The organism is Cellulomonas sp. ICMP 17802 (assembly GCF_041295535.1).
In the GTDB taxonomy this organism is placed as follows: domain Bacteria; phylum Actinomycetota; class Actinomycetes; order Actinomycetales; family Cellulomonadaceae; genus Cellulomonas.
Genome location: NZ_JBGFQZ010000004.1, coordinates 76,461 through 94,551, shown reverse-complemented (window position 1 = coordinate 94,551; position 18,091 = coordinate 76,461). Strand labels below are relative to the sequence as shown.

Genomic DNA, 18,091 nt, shown 5'->3' with positions numbered 1-18,091 from the left:
GCGGTCGAGATATCCTTGCTGCGAAAGTCGCTTTCACAGGACGAAAGTGCCGCTTGCACAAGGGAGTGCCGCCGTGACCGATCCTCGACCGTTGCACGTGCTGATCGCCGGTGGGGGCCTCGCCGGCCTGGCCACGGCCCAGGGCCTGCTCAAGTCCGGCCACACCGTCGAGGTGTTCGAGCGCGACGCCGACCTCAACCGCAAGCAGGGCTACTACCTGCACTTCAACGCGATCGGCGGAGAGGCCCTCCGTCGGTGCCTGCCGGACGACCTGTTCGCGCTGTACCAGGAGACGTCGCGCCGCAGCTACGACCGACCCGAGTCGATCGTGCTCGACGACCAGCTGAACGAGCTCAGCTCGCGCCCGCACATGGGCCCGCCGAACGACGGTCCCGTGCCGCACACGGGCGTCCACCGCCGGACGCTGCGGCAGGTGCTGTCCGCGCGGCTCGGCGACGCGATGCGCGTCGGCGCCCCGGTGGTCTCCTACGTCGAGGACGCGGACGGCGTGACCGCGACGCTCGCCGACGGCAGCACCGCGCGCGGCGACGTGCTCGTCGGGGCCGACGGCATCCGGTCGGCAGTGCGCCGCCAGCTGCTGCCCGACGTGCCGGTCATCCCGACCGGCATCCGCGGCATCGGGGTCTTCGGCCGCACGCCGATCACGCCGGAGCTGGACGAGCTCATGCCGCACATCCTCGACCAGGGCGTGCTCATGGCGGTGGACCGCAAGGGCTCCCGCCTGCTCATCGCCAACTTCCGGCCCCGCCGCCCCGCGGACGAGGCCGCCGCCGAGGTGGCCCCCGACGTGGTCCTCGACCCGGTCCCGGCGTACATCATGGTGAGCTGCAGCCTGACTGAGGGGACCGTCGTCCCGCCCGTCGGGGAGTGGACCGCGCAGACGCCGCTCGACCTGCGCGAGTCGATGCTCGCCGCGGTCGAGGGCTGGCACCCGGCGGCCCGGGCGATCGTCGCCGGGCTGGACCCCGAGTCGATGTTCGCCATCCCGTTCGGCTTCCTCGAGCCGGCCGAGACCTGGGAGCCGTCGCGCGTGACCATCGTCGGCGACGCCGCGCACGGCATGCTGCCGACCCTGGGCATGGGCGCCAACCTCGCGCTGAACGACGCGGCCCTGCTGGTGGACCAGCTCGACCGGGTGGCGCGCGGCGAGGTCGACGTGCCGGCGGCGGTCGGCGCGTACGAGCAGCAGATGCGCGAGACGTCGTACCCGATCCTGCGGATGACGCTGGACCACGACAAGAACTTCGGCGGCGGCGCGCTCGCCGAGGCGAGCGGGGATCGGCAGGCCGGGTGAGCGGGCGGCTGGCCGGCCGTGTGGTGCTGGTCACCGGCACGGGCGGCGGCATCGGGCGGGCCACGGCGCTCGTGTGCGCGCGCGAGGGCGCCCACGTGGTGGGGTGCGACCTGCATCCCGGGCCGTCGCAGGAGACGGTCGAGCTCGTGCGGGCGGCGGGCGGGCGCATGGACGGGGTCGCGCCCGTCGACCTGGCCACCGAGGAGGGCGCGCGGGCGTGGGTGCAGGAGGCCGTCGCGCTGGCCGGTGGCGTCGACGTGCTGGTCAACAACGCGTCGGCCATCCGCTTCGGGGCGATCGACCGGCTGTCGTACGCGGACTGGTCGTTCACGCTGCGCAACGAGCTCGACATCGTCTTCCTGGTGACGCGAGCGGCGTGGCCGCACCTGGTGGCCCGCGGGGGCGGCTCGATCGTCAACATCGGCTCGATCAGCGGGTCGCGGGGTGCGTGGTTCGAGCCCCAGAACGCGCACGGCGCCGCCAAGGGCGGGGTGCTGGCCCTGACGTCGCAGCTGGTGGTCGAGGGTGGGCCGCACGGCATCCGCGTGAACGCGGTCAGCCCTGCGATGACGCAGACGCCGCAGACGGACGCGATGCTGCGGGACCCGGACGGGCCGGCCGAGCAGATCCTGTCCCGCGTGCCGCTGCGGAAGTGGGGGCAGCCCGAGGACGTCGCCCACGCCGTGCTCTTCCTCGCGAGCGACGAGTCGTCGCACGTCTCGGGGGCGAACATCCCGGTCGACGGTGGCGCCGCGGTGGTCGGATGACGGGCCGGCTCGTCCTGCGCGGCCAGGAGGGGTACGAGGAGGCGCGCGTGGGGCGGGTGTTCAACGCGCGCCGCCCGGACCGGTACCCGGCGGCGGTGCTCGAGGTGGCCGACGAGGACGACGTGGTGGCGGGGGTGCGCCTCGCGATCGAGCGGGGCTGGGGCATCAGCGTCCGGTCCGGGGGGCACTCCTGGGCCGCGTGGAGCGTGCGCGACGACGTCCTGCTGATCGACCTGGGCGCGCTGCGCTCGATCGCGTACGACGAGGCGACCGGCGTGGTCGCGGCCGGGCCCGCCACCACCGGGGCCCTCGAGCTCGCGCCGTTCCTGGCCGAGCGCGGGCGCGCGTTCCCGGTGGGTCACTGCGCGACGGTCGGGATCGGCGGCTTCCTGCTGCAGGGCGGGCAGGGCTGGAACGGGCGCGCCCGCGGCTGGGCGTGCGAGGGCGTCGTGGCCGTCGACGTCGTGACCGCCGACGGCGAGCTGGTCCGCGCGGACGCGTCGCAGAACACCGACCTGTACTGGGCCGCGCGCGGCGCGGGGCCGGGGTTCCCGGGCATCGTCACCCGCTTCCACCTGCAGAGCTACCCGCAGCCGGCCGTGATGTGGCAGGACACGTGGACGTTCCGGCTCGACGACGCCGAGGCCGTGATCCACTGGTTGCACGACGCGCTGCCGCGCCTGGACCGGCGGGTCGAGCCGGTGATGGCCGCCACCCGGCTGCCCGACGTCCCGCTGGACGAGGGCGTGCCGCACCCCGGTGGCACGGTGCTGCTGCTGCACACCACCTGCATGGCCGACTCGGACGAGGAGGCGCTCGCGCTGCTCTCGGCGCTGGGGGAGTGCCCGGTGCTCGGGCGCGAGCTGGGCCACGTCACCGGTCCCACGTCGCTGGCGCAGGAGAGCGTCGCGCAGGCGGGCCAGAACCCCGAGGGTCACCGGTACGCGGTCGACTGCACGTGGACGGACGCTCCCGCGGACGTGCTCGCCCCGCTGCTGCTGGACATCTGGCGCGGGCTGGACACCGAGCACTCGTTCTCCATCTGGTACGGCTGGGCACCCACCCGCGTTCTGCCCGACATGGCGTTCTCCGTCGAGGGCCAGGTCTACGTCGCGACCTACCTGATCTACACGGACCCGGCGGACGACGAGCTCTACCGCATGCGCGTGCACGAGCGGACGGCCGCGATCGCGCGGCAGGGCGGCGTCGGCGTCTACCTCGGCGACACCGACTTCACTCGTCGTCAGGACCGGTTCCTGGCGCCCGAGAACCTGGCGCGGCTCGAGGCGGTCCGGGCCGCGCGGGACCCGTCGGGCCGGATCGCGTCCTACCTGACGGCCGACCGGGCGGGGCTGAACCGGCATGGCTGAGCACACCCCGCGCCTGGACCACGTCGGCCTCACGGTGGCGGACCTGGGCTCCGCGCAGGCCTGGTACTCGGCGGCCTTCGGCTTCGTCACGGAGCTCACCGCTCGGGTGGACGCCGTCGGCCTGGACGTCGTCATGCTGGTCCACCCGGGTCGCGGTGACCGCCTCGAGCTGCTGCACCGGGCAGGGTCGGCGCGCGGCCCGCGGGCCGCCGATCCCGCGGCGGCGGCCCTGGTCGAGGGCTACGGGCACGTCGCGTTCGACGTCCGCGACCTCGAGGAGACGTTCGACCGGCTGGTCGCCCTCGGGGCACGACCCGTGATGGCGCCCCAGCCGTCGCCGGAGCCGGGCGTGCGCATGGCGTTCGTCGCGGACCCCGAGGGAAACCTGGTCGAGCTGCTGGACCGGTCGGGCGGCCCCGCGTGAGCGCTCCTGCCGTTCCCGTCCCGCGGCACCTCGTCCCCCTGCTCGCGGCGTTCACCTCCCTGGTCGTCCTCACCACCGACGTGTACCTGCCCGTGCTCCCGCAGCTGGGGACGGAGCTGGGCACCACGAGCGCGGCCGCGGCGGCGACGGTGTCCGCGGTGCTGGTCGGCATCGCGGTGGGCCAGGTGGTCGTCGGGCCCCTGAGCGACGCGGTGGGTCGACGGGTCCCGCTGCTGGTGGGCGGTCTGGCGTACGCGGTCGCGCACCTGCTCAGCGCGCTGGCGCCGTCGATCGGGGTCCTGCTCGGGCTGCGGGTGCTGGCAGGCCTGGCCACGGCTGCGTGCCTCGTGGTCACCCGGGCGGTGGTCGCGGACGCCTACCCCGGGGCGGCGGCGGCGCGGGCCTTCGCCACCCTGAGCGCGGTCACCGCGATCGCGCCGGTGGTCGCGCCCGTCGCGGGCGGGCTCCTGGCGCACGTCATGACCTGGCGAGGCATGTTCGTCGTGCTGGCCGGCGCGGCCGTGCTGCTCACCGCGATCAGCTGGCGCGCCCTGCCCGAGACGCTGCCCGCCGAGCGCCGCGTCCCGCCCCACCTGGGGTCGGTGGTCGCCGGGCTCGGGTCGGTGCTGCGGATCCGCACGTTCCTGGCCTACCTGGCGGCGACCGCGGCGTTCGGCGGGATCCTGTTCGGCTACATCGGCGCCTCGTCGTTCGTGCTGCAGGGCTCGTTCGGGCTGTCCCCGCAGCAGTACAGCCTGGTGTTCGCCCTCAACGCCGTGGGCATCTTCGTGGCGTCGAACCTCAGCCGGCACCTGGTCGGCCGAGCCGGGTCGGCCCGGCTGCTGGCGAGCGGGCACCTGACGTCCGGGGCCGGCGCCGTCGTGCTGGGCGTCGGCGTCGGGCTGCACAGCCTCCCGCTGGTCATGGCCGGCCTGTTCCTCGCCGTGGCCAGCCTGGGCCTGGTGATCCCGGCCGCCACGACGCTGGGCATGGCGGCGGCCCCGGGCCGCGCCGGCGCCGCGTCCGGCGTGCTCGGCATCTGCCAGTTCACCGTCGGGGCGATCGCCTCCCCGCTGGCCGGCGCCGGCGGCTCGCCGTGGTCGCTCGTGGTCGTCGTCGCCGTCTGCGCCGCGGCCGGGCCCGTCCTCCTGCACGTGCTCCGGCGCCCCGCGCCCGAGCCCACCGCACCGCACCCGTCCGACACGAGGAGCACCACATGACCGCGCGACAGTTCCCCGACGGCTTCCTCTGGGGGGTGGCCAGCGCCGGCCACCAGAACGAGGGAGGCAACACGACGAGCGACACGTGGTTCGCCGAGAACGTCAGCCCGACCGTCTTCCGCGAGCCCTCGGGGGCCGCCTGCCGCGGCTACGAGCTGTGGCGCGAGGACGTGGACCTCGCCGCCGGCATGGGCCTGAGCGCGTACCGGTTCTCGGTGGAGTGGGCCCGGGTCGAGCCCGTCGAGGGCCAGGTCGACGCCGACGCGGTCGCGCACTACGAGGCGATCGTGGACCGGTGCCTGGAGCTCGGGCTGGCGCCCGTGGTCACGTTCAACCACTTCACGTCGCCGCACTGGTTCGCGTCCGCCGGCGGCTGGCTGAACCCCGCGGCGCCCGACCTGTTCGCGCGCTACTGCGACGTCGTGATGGCGGCGTTCGGCGACCGCATCGCGTACGCGGTGACCATGAACGAGCCGAACCTGGCCCGCCTGCTCACCTGGATCGACCTGCCCGGGTTCGTGCGGGACCTGGAGCGCGCCACCCTGGCCGCGGCGAGCGAGGCCGCGGGGGTCCCGCGCTACCGGCTGGGCAACGTCATGCTCCCCGAGGAGATGGACGCGATGGCCGACGGCATGACCGCGGGTCACCGGGCCGCCCGCAGCGCCATCAAGGCCCGCCGCCCGGACCTGCCGGTCGGGCTCAGCCTCGCGATCGTCGACGACCAGGTGGCCGACGACGACGCGTCCGTGCGCGACCGCAAGCGCGCCGAGGTGTACGCGCGGTGGCTGGAGCTCGCGCGCGAGGACGACTTCGTCGGGGTGCAGAACTACGAGCGGGTGGTCTACGACGGGACCGGACCCGCCCCGATCCCCGAGGGCACACCGACCAACGACATGGGCTCCGCGATCGCGCCGCTCTCGCTGGCCGGCGCCGTGCGGTTCGCCTACGAGCGGGCGGGCGTCCCGGTGCTGGTGACCGAGCACGGCATGTCCACGCACGACGACGCGTTCCGCGCGGCGTTCCTCGCCCCGTCGCTCTCGGGCCTCCTCGACGCGATCGACGACGGTGTCCCGGTGCTCGGCTACCTGCACTGGACGCTGATGGACAACTTCGAGTGGATCTTCGGCTACGGCCAGCAGCTGGGCCTGCACTCCGTGGACCGGGAGACCTTCGTCCGCACCGCGAAGCCCAGCGCGGGCGTCTACGCCGCCATCGCGCGGTCCCACGGGGCGGACCTGTGAGCGCGCTGGTGGCCGAGCTGGCCGGCCGGCTCGCGCTGCTCGACGGCATGCCCGACCTCGGGGCGGGCGCGCCGTCGCCGGAGGACATCGCCCGCTTCGACGGGTTCTTCGCGCCCGTCGGCGACTACCGGGCGCCGACCGCGGTGGTCGAGGAGCACGTGGCCCCGGGCCCGCACGGGCCGGTCCCGGTGCGCGTGTACCGACCCGCCGACCATCCGGCCGCACCCGTCGGCCTCGTCTGGATGCACGGCGGGGCGTTCATCTCGGGCGACCGCGACATGCCCGAGGCGGACGTCGTCGCGCGCGAGCTGGCCTCCCGGGTGGGCGCGACGGTGGTCTCGGTCGACTACCGCCTGTGCCACGGGGGCGTCCACTTCCCCGTGCCGCACGACGACGTGCACGCCGCCTTCGCCTGGGCCGCGACGGCGTCCGACCTGCTGCCCGCGGGCGCCCCGTGGGCGATCGGCGGCGCGAGCGCCGGCGCGAACCTCGCCCTCGGCGTGGCCCAGCGGCTGCGCGACGAGGGCGGCCCCGCGGCGAGCGCGGTCCTGCTGGCGTACCCGGTCGTGCACGACCCCGTCCCCGCCGGGTCACCCGAGCTGGCGCTGCGGATGGCGACCCTGCCGTCGGTCCTGCGGTTCACCCCGGAGGCCACCCGGTTCCTCAACCGCAACTACCTCGGCCCCCACCCGGCGTCCGTGCCGTACGCGTTCCCGGGCGACGGTCGTCTGGAGGGGCTGCCGCCGACCGTCGTGTCGCTGTGCGAGTACGACGACCTGCTGCCGTCGGGGGAGCGGCTCGTTGCCGACCTGCGCGCGGCCGGTGTGACGGTGGTCGAGGACGCCGCGACGGGTGCACCGCACGGACACCTGAACGTGCCGGGCCTGCCCGCCGCGCTCGCGTCGCTGGGGGTGATGAGCGAGCACCTGCGCCGCACGTCCTGAGGTCACGCGTGGGACGATCCAGGCGTCGGGCACCGCTGACCCTCTGACCCAGGACGCACCGTGGACGTCACCGATCGTCGCGAGCTCGCGCGGCGGGCGCTGGACGGGTACCCCAGCGGCCCGGGCGCGCCCGTCCGGGCGACCGCCGGCGCCGTCGCCCGGCTGGACGGCGCCGCCGCGCTGGTGGTCGTCGAGGGCATCAGCGACCAGATCGCGATCGAGACGGCGGCGCGCGGGCGTGGTCGCGACCTCGACGCCGAGCGGGTGGTGGTCGTCCCGATCGGTGGGGCGCACGCGATCCGCCCGTTCCTGGCCGTGCTCGGCCGTCGCGGCGCCGGCGCGGTGCCGCTCGCGGCCCTCTGCGACCGGCGCGAGGAGGAGGTCGTCCGGCGCGCGCTGACCGACGCCGGCGTCGGCCAGCTCGGGCTCTTCGTGTGCGTCGAGGACCTGGAGGACGAGCTGGTCCGGGCCGTGGGCGTCGCGGGGGTCGAGGCGGTGGTCGAGGCCCAGGGTGACCTCGGATCGTTCCGGTCGCTGCAGAACCAGCCCGCGTGGCGCGGGCAGGACCCGGGCGCGCAGCTGCGCCGGTTCCTGGGCAGCGGGTCGCGTCGGAAGCTGCGGTACGCGCGCCTGCTCGTCGAGGCGGCGGCACGCGCGGACACCCTGCCCCGGCCGCTGGAGGAGCTGCTCGGCGCGGTGTGAGGCCGCACGCGTTCGCCGCCGGTGAACGGCGCGAAAGACCACTGGCACTCTGCACCGCAGAGTGCTAATCCTTCTGCTGTAGCCAGTCCGGCGCCGAGCCGGACAGCACCCGGGGCCCGGACCGCCCGGTGCCCCGACACGAGGGAGGTGAGGGTCATGGCTACGCGATTCGACCCGTTCCAGGAGTTCGACCGGCTGTTCGGGCAGATGCTCACCGCCGACCGCTCGTCGGCGACGATGCCCATCGATCTCTACCGGTCTGGCGACCACTACGTCCTCCACGTCGACCTGCCGGGGGCGGACCCGGGCTCGATCGACGTGAACGTCGAGGACCGCACCCTGACCATCCGGGCGCAGCGGACCGCGCACACCGAGAGCGACGCGCAGTGGTTGGCCAAGGAGCGGCCGACGGGCACCTACGCCCGGCAGCTCAGCGTGGGCCGCGGGCTCGCGCTCGACGCGATCTCGGCCACGTACGCCGACGGCGTCCTCACCCTGAGCATCCCGGTCGCCGAGGAGGCCAAGCCGCGGCGCATCGAGGTGCAGCACGGCGGCGACGCCACCCAGATCACGTCGGGTGCCGAGGCGAGCGCCTGACCCACCTGACGGCAGGGGCGCGACGAGCAGCGAGAGCGCTGTCGCGGGGCCCGGGACGTCCTGTGCGGGCGAGCCGCGCCCCCGCGCCCCTGCCGTCACCGGCGGGCCGCAGCTCGACGCAGGTACGGTCGGGAGCCACCGTCGAGGAGGACCCATGACCCGGCTCGTCCTGCTCGCCGACACGCACATCCCGGGCCGCGCGCGTGACCTGCCCTCCGCGGTGTGGGCGGCCGTCGACGAGGCCGACGTGGTGATCCACGCCGGTGACTGGGTGTCCGAGCGGGTGCTCGACGATCTGGAGGCACGGGCCCGCCGGGTGGTGGGGTGCTGGGGCAACAACGACGGACCGGCCCTCCGGCGTCGGCTCCCGCTGGTCGCTCGGCTGGAGCTCGACGGTCTGCGGCTCGGCGTCGTGCACGAGACCGGGCAGGCCACGGGAAGGGAGCGGCGGTGCGACGCCGAGCACCCGGGGCTCGACGTCCTGGTGTTCGGCCACAGCCACATCCCCTGGGACACCGTGACGCCGCGCGGAATGCGGCTGCTCAACCCGGGGTCGCCGACCGACCGGCGCCGGCAGCCGGTCGCCACCTTCATGACGGCGTCCGTCCGGGACGGCCGGCTCGGCGAGGTCGTGCTGCACCCGGTGGAGCGGCCCGCGCCCTGAGGTGCGGCCGGCCGTGTCCGCCCGCACCATGGAGCGCGGCGTCGGGCAGCGGGCGCCGAGCTCGACAGACGACCGGTCGCCCGCGTGGGCGCCGACTCCGGGAGGTCACCGTGTGGGTCCTGATCCTGCGGCGGGTGCGCCTGTTCCTCATGATCGCCGTGCTGCTGCCGGTGGTCTCGTCGCTCTCGCGCAGGATGGCGGAGCGCCTCGAGCGCCGGGCCGCGGGTCCGACGTTCGGCTCGCGCGGGCTGCGCACGATCGAGGGCGTGGCCGGCCGCGCGCGCTCGGCGCTCCGGCGGTAGAGGTGCACGTGGGCCACGTGTTCCGCCAGATCGGCGTGACGGACCGCACGAGCGCGGCCCTGTGGGGCAAGGAGCACCTGGCGGACGAGTGACGCCGGGCGGCGTCCGCGTCGCGGGCGTACGGTCGGACCGACGGCGCCGCCGAGGGGCGCGCCCCGGAGGAGGACGCACCGATGAGCACCGACACCCCGCCGCTCCCCGACGACGAGACCCGCGAGCACGCCGAGGAGCCGGCCGAGGGTGCCGAGTCCGTCGACCCCAGCCCCGAGGTGCGCGAGCACGCGAGCGAGCCCGCCGAGGGCGAGGACACCGGCGCCTGACCCCCGGCGCTCAGCCCCCGGCCCGCACGGCGACGCCCGCGTCCCACCCCGGCGCGAGCCCGGATCCGGGCGGGCCGAGGTCACCCAGCAGGCCGACGTCGGCGAGCACCCACGACACCACCGAGTTCGACGTCCACATGTCGCGCGCCGACCGGACCTGGCGTCCCCACGTGAGGCGGGGGACCCCGGGCGCCGCCGCGAGCACGGCCGCCACCGCCTCGGGTCCCCGGCCCACCACCGTGGCGCCGGGGTCCGCCGGCGTGCCCGGCCGGGTGAACCGGACCTCGTAGCGGAACAGCCGGGACCGGCCCAGCCAGCGGGCGCCGACGGGTCCGGTGGCGACGACCTCGCGGGCGCCGGCCGCGGCCCGGCCCCACCGCGGCGTCATCTCGAGGACGACGACCTCGTCGTCCACGACGAGCTCGAGCGCCGCGTGGTACAGCGCGCGCGGCGGCCGGTGCTGGCGCGCGGCGACCGCGACCTCCCACCAGTGGCTGGTCCGGCGCACGACGTGCCCGCCCTCGCCGACCAGAGCCCACACGACCGACACCCGCCCGTCGGGCAGGTCCGGCCGGTCCGGCTCCCCGGTCACGGCCGGGGCAGCGTGAGCCGGTAGAACGCGCTGTGCGGGTCGAGCACGTAGTCGGCGAACGGCGGGCACGCGACGAACCCGGCGCGCTCGTAGAGCCGGCGGGCGGGCGCGAAGTAGTCCTGCGTCCCGGTCTCGAGGTGCACGGTCCGGATCCCGCGCCGGCCCGCCTCGGCGAGGACGTGCGCGAGGACGGCCCCGCCGACGCCACGCCCCCGCGCAGCCGTCGCGGTGCGCATCGACTTGAGCTCGGCGTCCGTCGGGCCCAGCCGCTTCAGGGCGGCGCAGCCGAGCAGGGCGCCCGAGCCGTCGCGCGCGGTCCAGAACGTGATGCCGGGCGCCGCGAGCGCGGTCGGGTCGAGCGCGTGCACGGACTCGGCGGGGGACGTGGCGTACATGTCCGTGAGGTGCTCGCCGAGCAGCGCCAGCACGTCGGCGGACTGCGGGTCGTCGATGCTCACGGTGAGCCCGGGTGTCGTCAGGGGCATGCGCCGGTTGCTCCTCTGGTTGGCGATGACGGAGACGATCGTGCACATCGTGCCATCGTCGGCACACCCGCCGACGTCGTGGCAGGATCGCTCCACCGATCGTCGGGAGCCCGCCGTGGATGCCTCTGTCGCCAGTGCCCTGCACCGCAGCCAGGTGATCGACCTGACCACGACCGGACGGCGCACCGGAGAGCCCCGGCGCATCGAGATCTTCCTGCACGACCTCGACGGGCGGCTGTTCATCTCCGGCATGCCGTCGCCCCGCACGCGCGCGTGGGTGCACAACGTGGCCGCCGACCCGCACGTCGTGGTCCACCTCAAGCGCGGCGTGTCGGCCGACGTGCCCGCGCTGGCCCGGGTGGTCGACGATCCGGCGGAGCGGCGGCCCCTGATCGAGGCGGCGGCCCGGCAGTGGGGTCGCGACGACGTCGAGCTGATGATGGTGCAGAGCCCGCTGATCGAGATCACACCGGCTGACGCGCCCTGACGTCGGCCACGCCGGCCCTGACCTCGCCGGCGACGGCCTTCCGCCGGGCGAGGCGAGCCTGCAGGGCGGGTTGCCCGAGCAGCACCCCGACCAGGACCACGAGCACGCCGAGCAGCTGGGCGCCCGTGAGCACCTCGCCGGCGACGAGGACGCCGAGCAGCACGCCCGCGACCGGGTTGAGCAGCCCGAGCAGCCCGACGGTGCCGGCGGGCAGGTGCCGCAGGCCGGCGAACCAGGCGAGGTACGCGACCGCGGTGGCGACGAGCGACACGTACGCGAAGCCGAGCAGCGCGCGGCCGTCGAGGGCCGGCGGTCCGCCCTCGACCGCGACGGCGAACGGCACGAGCACCAGCCCGCCCCCGAGCAGCTGCCACGCCGTGGTGGCGACCACGTCCGCGCCGCCGCTCCACCGGGTGGCCAGGACGAACCCGAGGCTCGACATGAGCATGGCCGCGACCGACGCCAGGACGCCGAGGGCGTCGACGTCCGTGCCGCCGGTCAGCAGCATCGCCGCGACGCCGAGCAGGCCCAGCACCGCGCCGGCCAGGCCCAGCACGCGCGGTCGCTGCGCGAGGAGGGCCCACGCGACGAGCATCATCGCGACGGGGGACGTCGCCATCACGGTCGTCGCGACGCTCGTCGGCAACGCCTGGGCCGCGACGTAGACGAGCGCGAAGAACGCGCCCATGTTCAGCGTGCCCAGCACCACCGCGCGCCACCACCACGATCCGCGGGGCAGGCGCCTCGCGACCACCAGCAGCAGGAGCCCGGCGGGCAGCGCGCGCAGCACGGCGCCCCACAGGGGTGCGTCGGCGGGCAGGGCGTGCCGGGTGACGTAGTACGTGGTTCCCCAGGCGAGCGGCGCGAACGCCGTGACCACCGACCAGCGCACCGGGTTGTCTTCCATGGAAGAGACCATATCTTCCCAGGAAGATAGAGTCGAGGGGTGACCGACCGACTCGATCTCATCCAGCAGGCGTGGAGCCGCGAGCGACCCGACCTGGACGTCCGGCCGCAGGGGGTGATCGGCCGGCTGCACCGCGTCGCCGGCCACCTCACCGCCGAGCTGGTGGCCGTGTACCGCGAGCACGGTCTGGGGGAGGGGGACTTCGACGTGCTGGCCACGCTGCGCCGCGCCGGCGAGCCCTACGAGCGGACGCCGGGCGACCTGGCGGAGAACACGCTGGTGACGTCAGGCGGGATGACCAAGCGCATCGACCGGCTGGAGCGCGCGGGCCTGGTCACGCGCCGGCCCAGCGAGGTCGACGGGCGCGGCCGGGTGGTCGCGCTGACGGCGCAGGGCAAGGACGTGATCGACGCGGCCTTCGGCGCGCACCTGGCCAACGAGCGGCGGCTGCTCGACGTGCTCGACCCGGACGACGTCGCGCAGCTCGAGCGCATCCTGCGCCGCTGGCTCGCGCAGTTCGAGCCGCCCCCCGCCGACGAGCCCTGAGGCCGCCCGGGACTTCCGGCCCTGCCCTGGTGGCAGCACCGGCGGGACGATCGACGGGTGCCCGCGGACGGCGCGGGGTTGTCGAACGTCCGAAGGAGGACATCATGACGCGCGTCCTGGTCGCCTATGGAACCTTCCGGGGTGGCACGCAGGGGCTCGCCGAGATGATCGGCGAGGACTTCCGCGACAAGGGGTACGACGCGATCGTGCGCCCGGCCGCCGACGTCGAGGACCTCGAGGACGTCGATGCGGTCGTCGTGGCCGGCGCGCTGTACGCGGGCCGCTGGCACAAGGACGCCCGCGCGCTGATCAAGCGCCTGGCCGCGCGCCTCGTGCAGCTGCCCGTCTGGCTCGTCGCGACGGGTCCTCTGGACACCACGGCGGAGACCAAGGACATCCCGCCGGTCTCGCACGTGCGGAACGCCGCCGACAAGATCGGCGCGCGGGGCGTGGAGACCTTCGGCGGTCGGCTGCTGCCCGACGCCAAGGGCTTCCCGGCCGCGGCGATGGCCAAGAACAAGTCCGGCGACTGGCGCGACGCGGACCACGTCGCCCGGTGGGTCGACGAGGTGGACGCCCAGCTGCGCGCCTGACGCCGTCGCCGCCGGGGGTGCGTCGAGGACGCGCCCCCGGCGGCCGGACGATCAGTGCGGGTCGTCGGGTCGGATCTTCTCGGCGTCGGTGGTCACGTCCACGTCGGCGGCGGAGGGCTGGAACGGCTCGTCGATCTGGTCGGACCGCAGCCGCACGCCCTCGGTCGTGCCGACCGTCTCGACGTGCGTGACCGGCTCGCCCAGGCCGGCGGCCCGGATCTTCTCGGCCTCGGTGGTGTGCACGTCCGGCTCGTCGACCTCGCTGCCGGCCGGCTCGACGATCCGGTCGGACCGGATCCGTTCCGCCTCGGTGGTGTCGAGCTCGTGCGACTCGTGCTCGCTCATGCTGCTCTCCTTCGTGGTCCGATCCCCGCCGGTCGTCGGTGGCCGGCCGGGATCCCGGTCAATGACCCCACTGTGCGCCGAAGCACGCGCGACCGCCCGGGCAGACGTCCCGCGCGGCCCGTCCCGATCGCCCACGGCCGCGACGACTGCAACCGATTCGTAACGCAGGGGGGCGTCGGCGCAACGGATTTCCGCTAAGTTCCGTCGAAACGGCTGCGATATCGGCGGTCGTGGGAGGCAACAGCCACGGGAGAGGGGCTGCGGCGATGGCGGACTCCGAGGTCGTCGCTGTCCGGCTGCGCGCCGTGCGCAAGGAGTTCGGGGACGTCGTCGCGGTGGACGGGGTGGACCTCGACGTGCGCGACGGCGAGTTCATGACGCTGCTGGGCCCGTCCGGGTCGGGCAAGACGACCGTGCTGCGGATGATCGCCGGGTTCGAGCTGCCCACGGCGGGCACCGTCGAGCTGGCGGGCGTGGACGTGACCCGGCGGGCGCCGTTCGAGCGGGACGTCAACACCGTGTTCCAGGACTACGCGCTGTTCCCGCACATGAGCGTGCTCGACAACATCGCCTACGGACTGCGCGTGAAGAAGGTCGGCCGCAAGGAGCGCACCGCGCGCGCGCTCGAGGCCCTCGAGAGCGTGCGGCTGGGCGGGTACGGCGCGCGCAAGCCCGCGCAGCTGTCGGGTGGCCAGCGTCAGCGCGTCGCGCTCGCCCGCGCGCTGGTCAACCGTCCGCGCGTGCTGCTGCTGGACGAGCCGCTCGGCGCGCTCGACCTCAAGCTGCGCGAGCAGATGCAGGTCGAGCTCAAGGCGATCCAGCGCCAGGTGGGCATCACGTTCCTGTTCGTCACGCACGACCAGGAGGAGGCGTTGACGATGTCGGACCGCATCGCCGTCTTCTCCGGCGGGCGGATCGAGCAGGTGGGGTCGCCGGCGGAGGTCTACGAGAAGCCGGCCACGCCGTTCGTCGCCGGCTTCGTCGGCACCTCGAACCTGCTGGTGGACCGGGTGGCGGAACAGGTGCTCGGGCGGACGGGCACGTGGTCGGTGCGGCCGGAGAAGATCCGGATCGCGGCCCCCGACGCCGTCCCCGGCCCGGGCGAGGACGGGGCGCCCGGCACGGTGCGTGAGGTCGTGTACGTCGGCTCGGCCACGCGGTTCCTGGTGGACCTGGACGCCGGCGCGACGCTCGTGGCGCTGCGGCAGAACCAGCAGACCTCCTCGATGGACGTGCAGGACGTGCGCGGCGCGCGCGTGCTGCTGGTCTGGGCGAAGGAGCACGAGTTCGAGGTGAGGACCCCCGCGGCAGACACCCCCCTGCCGTGAGCCAGCGAAGAACGAAGGAGACGACGATGAAGCACCTACGTCTGCTGCGGTTCGTGGCGGTCGGCGCAGCGGCGGGGCTCGCCCTGGCCGCCTGCGGGACGTCCGACGGAGGTGGCGGTGGCGGCGGCTCGAGCCGGGCGACCCCGCCGGCCATGGACGCGCTGAGCTCGCTGGGCGACGGCGAGGGCGAGGTCAACATCCTGGCGTGGGCCGGCTACGCCGAGGACGGGTCCACCGATCCGGCCGTCGACTGGGTCACGCCGTTCGAGCAGAAGACCGGCTGTACCGCGAACGTCCAGGTGGCCGACACCTCCGACAGCATGTTCGAGAAGATGGGCACCGGCGACTTCGACGTCGTCTCGGCGTCGGGCGACTCGTCGCTGCGCATGATCTACGCGGGCAAGGTCGCACCGGTGAACACCGACCTGCTCACCAACTACGGCGACGTGCCCGACTTCCAGAAGATGCAGGCCTGGAACTCGGTGGGCGGCACGGCGTACGGGATGCCGCACGGCTGGGGCGCCCAGCTGCTGGGCTACCGCACCGACAAGGTCGACCCGGCCCCCGACTCCTGGAGCGTGGTCTTCGAGCCCGACTCCCCGTACGCCGGCAAGATCACCGACTACGACTCGCCGACCGACGGCATCGCCGCCGCGGCCGTGTACCTGATGTCCACGCAGCCGGACCTGAAGATCACCAACCCGTACGCGCTGGACAAGGACCAGTTCGACGCCGCCGTCGCGCTGCTCACCGCGCAACAGCCGCAGGTGTCGAGCTACTGGGCCAGCTACGCCGACGCGCAGAAGGCGCTCGAGAACGGCAGCACCGAGGTCGGCTCGACGTGGCAGATCATCATCAACCTGGCCAAGGGCGACGCCGCCCCGGTCGAGTCCGTGCTGCCCAAGGAGGGCGCCACGGGGTGGGCCGACACGTGGATGGTCGACGCCAAGTCGCCGCACCCGAACTGCGCGTACGAGTGGATGAACTGGGTGACCAACCCCGACGTGCAGGCGCAGATCGCGGAGTGGTTCGGCGAGGCCCCCGCCAACACCAAGGCGTGCGCGCTGACCACCGACCCGGCGCACTGCGACACCTTCCACGCCGACGACGAGAGCTACTTCTCGAAGATCTGGTTCTGGTCGACGCCGCAGTCCGACTGCCTCGACGGGCGCACCGACGTCAAGTGCATCCCGTACGCGGAGTGGGGCAAGGCGTGGAGCAGCGTCAAGAACGGCTGACCGGATGACGACGGTCGCGCGGCCGGCGTCCACCTCGGGTGGACGCCGGCTCTCGGCCGCCCTCTTCCGGCGCCCGCGGCTGCGCCTGGCCGGGCTCCTGGCGCTGCCGACGACATGGCTCGTGCTCGTCTACCTCTCGGCCCTGCTGGCGCTGCTGGCCACGGCGTTCTTCTCGGTCGACGAGTTCACCAACGAGGTCGTCCGCACGTTCACGCTGCAGAACGTCGAGGACGTCCTGTCCGACCCCGCCTACCTGCAGGCGACGGTGCGGACGATCGGCATCGCGGCCTCCGTCACGGTGCTGTGCACCCTGCTCGGCTTCCCGATGGCGTTCTTCATGGCCAAGGTGGCGCAGCCGCGCTGGCGGGGGCTGCTCGTCGCCCTCGTCGTCACCCCGCTGTGGGCGTCGTACCTGGTGAAGATCTACGCGTGGCAGGCGATGGTCCAGCCGGAGACCGGGGTGCTCGCGTGGCTGCTGGCGCCGATCGGGCTTGACGGCCCCGGGTACGGAGTCGCGGCGACGATCCTCACGCTCACCTACCTGTGGCTGCCGTACATGATCCTGCCGGTCTACGCGGGCCTGGACCGGATGCCCGACAGCCTGCTCGACGCCTCGGGCGACCTGGGCGCCCGGCCCGGCCGCACCGTGCGCAGCGTCGTCGTGCCCCTGGTGTACCCGTCGATCGTGGCCGGCTCCGTGTTCACGTTCTCGCTCAGCCTGGGCGACTACATCACGGTGCAGATCGTCGGCGGGCGCACCCAGATGCTCGGCAACATCGTCTACCAGAACTACACCAGCAGCCTGCCGTTCGCGGCGGCGATCGCCCTGATCCCGGTCGTGATCATGGTGATCTACCTGGCGCTGGTGCGGCGGACGGGAGCTCTGGACAACCTGTGAGGAACTCCCGCCGCGCCCGCTGGACCTTCGGCCTGATGATGCTGTTCGGGCTGGCGTTCATCTACGTGCCGCTCGGCGTCATCGTCATCAACTCGTTCAACGCGAGCACGGTGTTCGCGTGGCCGCCCCAGGAGTTCACGACGCACTGGTGGACGGCGACGTTCGGCAATCACAGCGTCCGGTCCGCGGTGCTCACGTCGATCGAGGTCGGCATCGTCGCGACCGCCGTCGCCCTCGTGCTGGGCACCCTGCTGGCGTTCGCCCTCGGGCGGTACACCTTCTTCGGGCGGCACACCCTCTCCCTGCTGGTGGTGCTGCCCATCGCCCTGCCGGGCATCGTCACCGCGCTGGCGTTCCGCACCGGGTTCCGCACGTTCCTCGGGCTCGAGCTGTCGATCTGGACCGTGGCCATCGCGCACGCGACCTTCTGCATCGTCGTCGTCTACAACAACGTGCTGGCGCGCCTGCGTCGGATGGGCACCAGCCCCGAGGAGGCGTCCATGGACCTCGGCGCCGACACGTTCACCACGTTCCGGCTGGTCACCTTCCCGCTGCTGCGCGGGGCCATGGTGGCCGGGGCGCTGCTCGCGTTCGGGCTCTCGTTCGACGAGATCGTGGTGACCCTGTTCACCGCGCCGCCCGGCGTGACCACGCTGCCCATCTGGATCTTCCAGAACCTCTCCCGCCCCAACCAGGGCCCGGTGGTCAACGTGGTCGCCGCCGTGCTCGTGCTCGCGTCCATCGTGCCGATCTACCTGAGCCAGAAGGTCGCCGGGGAGTCCACCGGCGGCGGCCGCATCTGACGA

Annotated in this window: 23 protein-coding genes; 19 read left to right on the top strand and 4 right to left on the bottom strand. The window is 74.0% G+C overall.

The features are described from left to right. The first annotated feature begins 73 nt into the window (after positions 1–73). The 12 genes from AB5970_RS06635 to AB5970_RS06580 all read left to right on the top strand — a co-directional run bounded on the left by AB5970_RS06635 (position 74) and on the right by AB5970_RS06580 (position 9,866). Positions 74–1,315, top strand: coding sequence for an FAD-dependent oxidoreductase (locus AB5970_RS06635; protein WP_370503128.1), 1,242 nt, complete (start codon positions 74–76; stop codon positions 1,313–1,315). Next, on the top strand, positions 1,312–2,082 hold the full coding sequence (locus AB5970_RS06630) for an SDR family NAD(P)-dependent oxidoreductase (protein ID WP_370503127.1): 771 nt from the start codon (positions 1,312–1,314) through the stop codon (positions 2,080–2,082). Before AB5970_RS06635 ends, AB5970_RS06630 begins: the two co-directional genes overlap by 4 nt. Then, entirely contained in the window at positions 2,079–3,452 is a 1,374-nt protein-coding gene (locus AB5970_RS06625) for an FAD-binding oxidoreductase (RefSeq protein ID WP_370503126.1), read from the top strand. The genes AB5970_RS06630 and AB5970_RS06625 overlap by 4 nt, the downstream gene beginning before the upstream one ends. Next, positions 3,445–3,876, top strand: a complete 432-nt coding sequence (locus tag AB5970_RS06620) for a VOC family protein (RefSeq protein ID WP_370503125.1) — start codon at positions 3,445–3,447, stop codon at positions 3,874–3,876. Before AB5970_RS06625 ends, AB5970_RS06620 begins: the two co-directional genes overlap by 8 nt. After that, the gene (locus AB5970_RS06615) at positions 3,873–5,096 is read left to right on the top strand and encodes a Bcr/CflA family efflux MFS transporter (protein ID WP_370503124.1); all 1,224 of its coding nucleotides are present in this window, start codon (positions 3,873–3,875) and stop codon (positions 5,094–5,096) included. The genes AB5970_RS06620 and AB5970_RS06615 overlap by 4 nt, the downstream gene beginning before the upstream one ends. Next, positions 5,093–6,337 (top strand): glycoside hydrolase family 1 protein, encoded by a 1,245-nt coding sequence (locus tag AB5970_RS06610; protein WP_370503123.1) that lies wholly within the window; start codon positions 5,093–5,095, stop codon positions 6,335–6,337. Before AB5970_RS06615 ends, AB5970_RS06610 begins: the two co-directional genes overlap by 4 nt. Continuing rightward, positions 6,334–7,281: an alpha/beta hydrolase fold domain-containing protein gene (locus AB5970_RS06605; RefSeq protein WP_370503122.1), complete on the top strand. Its 948-nt coding sequence runs from the start codon at positions 6,334–6,336 to the stop codon at positions 7,279–7,281. Before AB5970_RS06610 ends, AB5970_RS06605 begins: the two co-directional genes overlap by 4 nt. A 60-nt stretch (positions 7,282–7,341) precedes the next feature. Continuing rightward, a complete protein-coding gene (locus AB5970_RS06600; RefSeq protein ID WP_370503121.1) occupies positions 7,342–7,983 on the top strand; it encodes a TOPRIM nucleotidyl transferase/hydrolase domain-containing protein in 642 nt (213 codons plus the stop codon). Positions 7,984–8,139: 156 nt separating this feature from the next. Beyond that, a complete protein-coding gene (locus tag AB5970_RS06595; RefSeq protein ID WP_370503120.1) occupies positions 8,140–8,580 on the top strand; it encodes an Hsp20/alpha crystallin family protein in 441 nt (146 codons plus the stop codon). Positions 8,581–8,734: 154 nt separating this feature from the next. Continuing rightward, the gene (locus AB5970_RS06590; RefSeq protein ID WP_370503119.1) at positions 8,735–9,244 is read left to right on the top strand and encodes a metallophosphoesterase family protein; all 510 of its coding nucleotides are present in this window, start codon (positions 8,735–8,737) and stop codon (positions 9,242–9,244) included. Positions 9,245–9,354: 110 nt separating this feature from the next. Then, complete coding sequence (locus tag AB5970_RS06585; RefSeq protein WP_370503118.1) at positions 9,355–9,546, top strand: hypothetical protein; 192 nt, start codon at positions 9,355–9,357, stop codon at positions 9,544–9,546. Between the two features lie 173 nt (positions 9,547–9,719). Further along, positions 9,720–9,866 carry a hypothetical protein gene (locus AB5970_RS06580; RefSeq protein ID WP_370503117.1) on the top strand — a complete coding sequence of 49 codons (147 nt, stop codon included), beginning with the start codon at positions 9,720–9,722 and terminating at the stop codon, positions 9,864–9,866. A 10-nt stretch (positions 9,867–9,876) separates the two neighbouring features. Here the strand turns inward: AB5970_RS06580 and AB5970_RS06575 are convergent, their stop codons facing one another. Beyond that, complete coding sequence (locus tag AB5970_RS06575; protein ID WP_370503116.1) at positions 9,877–10,458, bottom strand: hypothetical protein; 582 nt, start codon at positions 10,456–10,458, stop codon at positions 9,877–9,879. Continuing rightward, positions 10,455–10,943 carry a GNAT family N-acetyltransferase gene (locus AB5970_RS06570; RefSeq protein WP_370503115.1) on the bottom strand — a complete coding sequence of 163 codons (489 nt, stop codon included), beginning with the start codon at positions 10,941–10,943 and terminating at the stop codon, positions 10,455–10,457. The genes AB5970_RS06575 and AB5970_RS06570 overlap by 4 nt, the downstream gene beginning before the upstream one ends. Between AB5970_RS06570 and AB5970_RS06565 the strand changes: the two genes are divergently transcribed. Next, on the top strand, positions 10,852–11,430 hold the full coding sequence (locus AB5970_RS06565) for a nitroreductase family deazaflavin-dependent oxidoreductase (RefSeq protein WP_370503114.1): 579 nt from the start codon (positions 10,852–10,854) through the stop codon (positions 11,428–11,430). The genes AB5970_RS06570 and AB5970_RS06565 overlap by 92 nt on opposite strands. On the opposite strand, the gene AB5970_RS06560 is transcribed toward AB5970_RS06565, so the two are convergent. Beyond that, positions 11,408–12,337: an EamA family transporter gene (locus AB5970_RS06560; protein ID WP_370503113.1), complete on the bottom strand. Its 930-nt coding sequence runs from the start codon at positions 12,335–12,337 to the stop codon at positions 11,408–11,410. The two genes, AB5970_RS06565 and AB5970_RS06560, sit on opposite strands and share 23 nt — an antisense overlap. A gap of 39 nt (positions 12,338–12,376) precedes the next feature. On the opposite strand from AB5970_RS06560, the gene AB5970_RS06555 reads away from it, so the two are divergent. Both AB5970_RS06555 and AB5970_RS06550 read left to right on the top strand, forming a co-directional pair. Beyond that, on the top strand, positions 12,377–12,883 hold the full coding sequence (locus AB5970_RS06555; RefSeq protein ID WP_370503112.1) for a MarR family winged helix-turn-helix transcriptional regulator: 507 nt from the start codon (positions 12,377–12,379) through the stop codon (positions 12,881–12,883). A gap of 104 nt (positions 12,884–12,987) precedes the next feature. Next, entirely contained in the window at positions 12,988–13,476 is a 489-nt protein-coding gene (locus tag AB5970_RS06550; RefSeq protein ID WP_370503111.1) for a flavodoxin domain-containing protein, read from the top strand. Between the two features lie 51 nt (positions 13,477–13,527). Here AB5970_RS06550 and AB5970_RS06545 read toward each other — a convergent pair whose 3' ends face one another. Then, positions 13,528–13,821, bottom strand: a complete 294-nt coding sequence (locus AB5970_RS06545) for a hypothetical protein (protein ID WP_370503110.1) — start codon at positions 13,819–13,821, stop codon at positions 13,528–13,530. Positions 13,822–14,087: 266 nt separating this feature from the next. Here AB5970_RS06545 and AB5970_RS06540 point away from each other — a divergent pair, with 266 nt between their 5' ends. From AB5970_RS06540 to AB5970_RS06525, 4 genes are read left to right on the top strand one after another with little or no spacing between them, the layout of a single operon-like run. After that, a complete protein-coding gene (locus AB5970_RS06540) occupies positions 14,088–15,149 on the top strand; it encodes an ABC transporter ATP-binding protein (RefSeq protein ID WP_370503109.1) in 1,062 nt (353 codons plus the stop codon). A gap of 26 nt (positions 15,150–15,175) precedes the next feature. Further along, on the top strand, positions 15,176–16,387 hold the full coding sequence (locus AB5970_RS06535; RefSeq protein WP_370503108.1) for an ABC transporter substrate-binding protein: 1,212 nt from the start codon (positions 15,176–15,178) through the stop codon (positions 16,385–16,387). A 4-nt stretch (positions 16,388–16,391) separates the two neighbouring features. After that, positions 16,392–17,285: an ABC transporter permease gene (locus AB5970_RS06530; protein WP_370503107.1), complete on the top strand. Its 894-nt coding sequence runs from the start codon at positions 16,392–16,394 to the stop codon at positions 17,283–17,285. Continuing rightward, positions 17,282–18,088 carry an ABC transporter permease gene (locus AB5970_RS06525; RefSeq protein ID WP_370503106.1) on the top strand — a complete coding sequence of 269 codons (807 nt, stop codon included), beginning with the start codon at positions 17,282–17,284 and terminating at the stop codon, positions 18,086–18,088. Before AB5970_RS06530 ends, AB5970_RS06525 begins: the two co-directional genes overlap by 4 nt. Positions 18,089–18,091 lie beyond the last annotated feature (3 nt).

What these genes read in the sequence shown, in the direction of transcription:
- AB5970_RS06625 (WP_370503126.1), top strand. Translation starts at nt 2,079, where the DNA reads ATGACGGGCCGGCTCGTCCTGCGCGGCCAGGAGGGGTACGAGGAGGCG.
- AB5970_RS06550 (WP_370503111.1), top strand. Translation starts at nt 12,988, where the DNA reads ATGACGCGCGTCCTGGTCGCCTATGGAACCTTCCGGGGTGGCACGCAG.
- AB5970_RS06540 (WP_370503109.1), top strand. Translation starts at nt 14,088, where the DNA reads ATGGCGGACTCCGAGGTCGTCGCTGTCCGGCTGCGCGCCGTGCGCAAG.
- AB5970_RS06570 (WP_370503115.1), bottom strand. Translation starts at nt 10,943, where the DNA reads ATGCCCCTGACGACACCCGGGCTCACCGTGAGCATCGACGACCCGCAG.
- AB5970_RS06535 (WP_370503108.1), top strand. Translation starts at nt 15,176, where the DNA reads ATGAAGCACCTACGTCTGCTGCGGTTCGTGGCGGTCGGCGCAGCGGCG.
- AB5970_RS06545 (WP_370503110.1), bottom strand. Translation starts at nt 13,821, where the DNA reads ATGAGCGAGCACGAGTCGCACGAGCTCGACACCACCGAGGCGGAACGG.
- AB5970_RS06610 (WP_370503123.1), top strand. Translation starts at nt 5,093, where the DNA reads ATGACCGCGCGACAGTTCCCCGACGGCTTCCTCTGGGGGGTGGCCAGC.
- AB5970_RS06530 (WP_370503107.1), top strand. Translation starts at nt 16,392, where the DNA reads ATGACGACGGTCGCGCGGCCGGCGTCCACCTCGGGTGGACGCCGGCTC.
- AB5970_RS06580 (WP_370503117.1), top strand. Translation starts at nt 9,720, where the DNA reads ATGAGCACCGACACCCCGCCGCTCCCCGACGACGAGACCCGCGAGCAC.
- AB5970_RS06560 (WP_370503113.1), bottom strand. Translation starts at nt 12,337, where the DNA reads ATGGAAGACAACCCGGTGCGCTGGTCGGTGGTCACGGCGTTCGCGCCG.
- AB5970_RS06590 (WP_370503119.1), top strand. Translation starts at nt 8,735, where the DNA reads ATGACCCGGCTCGTCCTGCTCGCCGACACGCACATCCCGGGCCGCGCG.
- AB5970_RS06565 (WP_370503114.1), top strand. Translation starts at nt 10,852, where the DNA reads ATGTCCGTGAGGTGCTCGCCGAGCAGCGCCAGCACGTCGGCGGACTGC.
- AB5970_RS06620 (WP_370503125.1), top strand. Translation starts at nt 3,445, where the DNA reads ATGGCTGAGCACACCCCGCGCCTGGACCACGTCGGCCTCACGGTGGCG.
- AB5970_RS06595 (WP_370503120.1), top strand. Translation starts at nt 8,140, where the DNA reads ATGGCTACGCGATTCGACCCGTTCCAGGAGTTCGACCGGCTGTTCGGG.